3 protein-coding genes are annotated in these 5,153 nt (G+C 70.3%); all 3 read right to left on the reverse strand.

The features are described 5' to 3' along the window. The coding region (locus KDM41_17120; GenBank protein MCB1185143.1) for a hypothetical protein at positions 1–2,509 on the reverse strand (2,509 nt) is incomplete at its 3' end. Between the two features lie 395 nt (positions 2,510–2,904). Next, positions 2,905–4,800, reverse strand: a complete 1,896-nt coding sequence (locus tag KDM41_17125) for a right-handed parallel beta-helix repeat-containing protein (GenBank protein ID MCB1185144.1) — start codon at positions 4,798–4,800, stop codon at positions 2,905–2,907. A gap of 122 nt (positions 4,801–4,922) precedes the next feature. Then, on the reverse strand, positions 4,923–5,153 hold a 231-nt coding region (locus tag KDM41_17130), incomplete at its 5' end, for a hypothetical protein (protein MCB1185145.1).

A 5,153-nucleotide genomic window follows, 5' to 3' on the forward strand; every position in this document is an offset into this window, starting at 1 on the left:
CGATGGCCTGCGGGGCGTCGACCACGAGCAGCTCGCCCGTGCCGCTGATCGCCTCGCCGCGACCCATGAGGGCCACGTTGGCGTCGAGCCTGGCGCCCGGATTGATCACGAACGGCAGGCCGGACTGGGCCGCGAGCAACTCGCCGGCCTCGACCGCACCCACGAGCCGGTCGGCCCGCACGTGCAGGCCCTTCAGGCCGGCACCATTCACGAGGTGCAGGGCCCAGCGGCCGTCCTCGCGCTGCACCCAGGCCAGGTCGATGACCTCGGAGACGGGCGTCGCGCCCTTGGTCGGCGTCACGACGCCGAAGTTCAGGGCGAAGATCATCAGATCCTCGAAGTCGATGACGTTGTCGGTCTCCGGGATGCCGGTGCCGCTCCAGTCGTCGGTCGGGCCGACGTCGGTCTCGGCGTTGTAGCCGGGATCGCCCGGCGAGGTGGTGAAGGCCGCACCGAGGGTGGTGATGTCGTCGATGTCGACCTCGCCGTCGACCGGGGCGTAGACGTCGCCCAGCCAGTAGTTGGTGGCGCGGTCGTTGCCGTCGGCGGCGGCCAGCGAGCCGTTCAGCGCCGCGTCGACGGCGAACACCTCGTAGTAGTACACGCCGCGGTCGGTCTCGTCCGGCCAGACGTCGGTGTAGGTGGTGGTGCCGACGGCGACGGCGCCGGCGTACTCCCACTCGGCGCTGGCCATGGCGACGGCCCGGCTCGACGGCCGCGTCGGGATGGTGTTGCCCGGCAGGTCGTCGTACTCGGGGTAGGCCGAGGTGCCGACGGTCGTGTCGTACCACAGGCCGCGGTACACCTCGTAGGTGATGGTGTCGGTGCCGTCGTGGGTCCAGCTCACCTGCACCTTGTTGTGGCCCGGGGCCGCGGCGATGTCGCTGACGGCATCCGGCGCGGTGCAGTCGACGAGGAAGTCGAGCCCGTTCTGGGTCACGAAGATGGGCACGTTCTGGGGGTCGCGCATGCGGTAGCTGAGCACCGCGACCGACACGGCGCCCTCGGCGAGGGCCGTCAGGTTGTCGATGTAGAACAGCTCGGCGTCGGCGAGCAGGCCCGGATCGGCGCCGAACCGGGTCGAGTTCACCGTGAAGGTGCCGTCGAGGTTGGCATCGACGCGGAAGTAGTCCATGGGCGCGACCTGGACGAAGTCGGCTGGTACCACGGGCACGCTCACCGGGCCCGTGATCTCGATCACGAACTCGTAGCCGTAGAGGCCGGGCGTGCCCGCCGAACGGTCGTAGCTGAACGAAACGTCGCCCACGGCGCCGCACGCCGACGGGTCGTAGAAGGTGCTGGTGATGTCGACGCTGGCGGCGCTCGCCGCGTAGGCCAGGGCGAGGCCCATGCCGCACTCGGCGCCGATCTCCGGATAGTGGTCCAGGCTGCTGTAGACGAAGCCGCCGCTCGCGTCCTGGGTCGCGGCAAGCCACGTGCCGGCGGCATAGGCCGCGGTCTCGTAGCCGGACAGGTAGGTGGTCAGGGCCCGCACGGCGTAGCCCGTCGTCTGCCAATCGCGGGTGTTCACGTCGGTCGGCGTACCATACTGGTCGCCGAAGGCGCCGTCGGAATACTGGCAGGCCAGCAGCGCAGTCTCCAGGGCCGGAAGTTCGGTGAGGTGCGTGCCCGTCGACACGAACGACTGGATGATCCCGGACACGCCGAGGGCGTACCACCAGAAGTCCTTGTTCGTGTAGGTGGGATCGTAGCCCTGACTCGCGCCGAAGACGTCGAAGTAGCCGGGGCTGGCGTTGAAGCTGTCCTGCCAGACGACCTCGGCCATGGCGGCCGCGTCGGCGTCGTAGCCGTTGCCGGGGAAGGCGTCGTCGAGCATGGCCACGGCCTCGACGTAGGCGCCGGTGTCCCACGCGATGATGCCGTTGTCGTAGCCCTGGCTGTGGCGGCTGTCGCGCAGGAGGGCAGCGAAGGCGGCCGCGCCCACGCCGGGGTTCACGGTCGTCTTGTAGATCCAGATCGCCTCGGCCCCGGCCTGGTAGGTGGCGGGCGTCGCGACGCCCGGCAGCGCGGCGAAGCGCAGCAGGAAGGCCATGTCGTTGGCGTAGCGCAGGCTCGTCGGACCGACGGCCACGATGTGGTCGGCCAGGTCCTGCAGGGCCGTGAACAGGGCGGCGTCGCCGTTCAGTTCGTACACATCGATCATCGAGTTGCCGATGACGCCGTAGAGGTTCAGCGAACTCGCCGTCGCCGAATGCTCGAAGGGCTGCAGCACCCAATCCCAGCCCGCATCGTCCGGATCGGTGTCCGCCGCGCCGTTGCCGGCGTTGTCCTCGGTGACGTCGGCCTGCATGTAGCGGATGTAGTTGCCGGCGGCGTCGGCCGCGGCCAGAAGGTCGGTCGGATCACCGAAGGCCTTGTCGAGCACCGCCGGGACCTCGAATCGGTCGCCCCGCGGCGGCATTTCCGGCGTGGCGGCCGGCCCCGCGGCGAACGCCGCACCGGCCAGGCTCAGGACGATGACGACACACATCAAGCGAGTGGTAAGCATGCTGCCCTCCCAGGTAGAGAATCGATGTTCGAGAACATCTCGTTTGCCGGTACGCCGAGTCGGAAACGGTGCGTGGCCGGTGGTGCAAACGGACTGGGCGATGTGGGCGAGTCCCGTGCCCGGACCCTTGCGGGCCGGACGCGTCTTGGGCGAGGGAATGGTCGGAGAAGCTCCGGCGGAACGCGGAGCGGACGACCCGTGGGCGAGGTCAGAGGGGCGAGGGCGAAAGCATTGCAGATCTGCGGGGGTTTTTCAAGAGAGAACGTTATCGCAAAAACAGTTTGCGCTTCGAGATGAAATTTATCCGATTATTTCTCAAGATCATATAGGGGCGCAAAATACCCACGAAAACGGGCCGGACCCAGGGGCCCGCAACAGCCGACCGGAAACGCGCTTCACTCGGCCTCGCGCGCCCCGATCAGGCCGCAGGCGTCGGTCTCGCGGTTCTCCGGCAGGCAGGGCGACGCCGCGCCGGGCCGCCAGTCCACGGTGTCCACGAACTGCGGATCGACGTCCAGATTGCCGCCCAGATCGACCGACTGGAAGGGCAGGTTCTCGCCACCGGCGTGGCCGAAGACGAGGCTGCAGCCCAGCTCGATCCACGCTGCGCCGACCCCGGTGAACGCCGGCGCGCCGACGTTGAAGGCGATGACGGTGCGCTCGACCCGCGGGATCGAGCCGTCGTAGACGTAGAGGCCCGAGCCCCGGTTGATGGAGCGGTTGCGGGCGATGGTGCAGCCGATGATGGCCGAGGGCTGCGGCCCGTCGGGCGCCGGGTCGTAGGGCCACAGGCGCGACATCGTCACGCCGCCGCCGCTCGAACCGCCGTCGTTGTCGACGATGAGGCAGTCCTCGAGGGTGAAGGTGCAGTGGAAGGCGTACAGGCCGCCGGCCACGCGCCCCGTGTTGCCGCGGATCTCGCAGTTGCGCACGGTGATGTGCGGCGCGCTGTTCACCAGCAGGACGCCGCCGCCGTACTCGGCCTCGTTGTCGGTGATGAGGCAGTTCTCGAGAATGGCGTCGCCCTGGCCGCCGATCCACACGCCGCCGCCCTCGATGGCCTCGTTGCCCGTGATGATGCAGTTGCGGATGATCGAGTCGCTCAGGTGCAGGTAGATGCCGCCGCCGCCCCAGCCGCCGCCCTCGGTGTTCACCGGCACGCCGGTGGCGTTGCCGTTGGTGAGGGTGAAGCCGTCGATGGTCACCCCCGCGTAGTCGACGATCTCGCCGTTCTCGCTGAACGAACCCCCCGTGACCGACCAGCACCCGCCCTGCCGCTCGGCGTCGATGATGGTCGCCTCGGCGCCGGCCATGCTGCGGATCTCGAAGCCGTCCTGATCGCGCGCCACGTTGATCAGGCCCTTCAGCGAGTCGCCGGTGGCCTGGTTGGTCCAGGTGTAGCGCCCCGGCCCGACCAGCACCAGATCGCCCGCGGTGGCGTGGCGGATGGCCGCCTCGATGGTGGGGTAGTCGCCGCTGCGGTCGACGAAGACGCGGATCACGCGCAGGTCGCGCGCCTCGGCCACGCAGACGTTCGACAGGTCCGAGGCCTGTTCCTCGTCGTCGCGCGCCACCACGGCGCAGTAGTAGGTCGTGCCCGCGGCGAGTCCGGTGAGCGTGATGCCCAGCACGCCGGGCGCCTCGGCCACCGGCGCCGGCTCGCCCGCAACGAGGGTCGCCGCGGCGAAGTTTTCGGCGTCGAGCGGCGTCGTGGACCAGCGCACCTCGTACGAGGCGGCCGTGCCGGTCTCGAGGTCGTCGCCGGTGGCGCTCCAGCCCAGGGTGAGGGAGGTCTCGGTCGCGCTCCACACCGCCAGGTCGGTGATGGCCGCGGGCGCGAAGGGGTCGTGGTCGGCGGCGGCCACGCCGAGGGCCGCCGGCGCCGGGGCCGACCAGGTGCGCCCGTCGGTGCTCGCGCTCAGGCGGAAGGCGTAGGCCTGGCCGGCCTGCAGCCCCCCCACCACGTGGGTGTGGGTGCCGCCGCTCGCGGCGTCGGCGGTCGGCGCCGGCAGGGGCGTCCAGGCATCCCAGGCGGTGGCGCGGTCGGCGGCCGCCACCTGCCGCAGGTCGTAGCGGATGTCGCCGCCCGCCTTGGCCAGGGCCGCGGGCACGGTCCAGGCCAGGGTCACGGTGGTGTCGCTGCCGGCGATCACGCGCAGGTCGGAGATGGTCGCGAGTTCGACGGTCGGTCCCGGACCGCCGCCGCCGTCCCCGTCGCCGCTCGAGCAGGCGGCCAGGGCGAGGAGCAGGCAAACGGACGCGACGAGGAAGAGCGGGTGGCTGGCACGCATGGGCGAACTCCGCGGTCAGGGGCAGCGTCGGTCGGGGTCCCCTGAGGATACGACGCGAGGCAGGACAAAGCAATCCGGTGGGAGATCGCCCTTCTCCCACCGGATCGCCGCGAGCGGGACCCTCAGGGGAGTCGCCGGTAGGCGGCGATGGCCCGCTCGATGTCGGCGCGCGACGGCTTGGTGCGCACGGAGATGTAGCCCTCGAGGTTGCGGCCGCGGTAGCAGGGGAAGACCATGGCCCGCACCCAGTACACGCGCCCGTGGGCCCCCCGGTTCAGCACGAAGCCCTGCCACATCTTGCCCGACCTGATGGTCGCCCACAGGTCGGCGAAGGCGGTCTTCGGCATGTCCGG

The organism is bacterium (assembly GCA_020440705.1).
Taxonomy (GTDB): Bacteria; Krumholzibacteriota; Krumholzibacteriia; order LZORAL124-64-63; family LZORAL124-64-63; genus JAGRNP01.

Bases quoted from the DNA above. Each gene is read 5' to 3' on its own strand.
- KDM41_17125 (MCB1185144.1), bottom strand. From the start codon at position 4,800: ATGCGTGCCAGCCACCCGCTCTTCCTCGTCGCGTCCGTTTGCCTGCTC.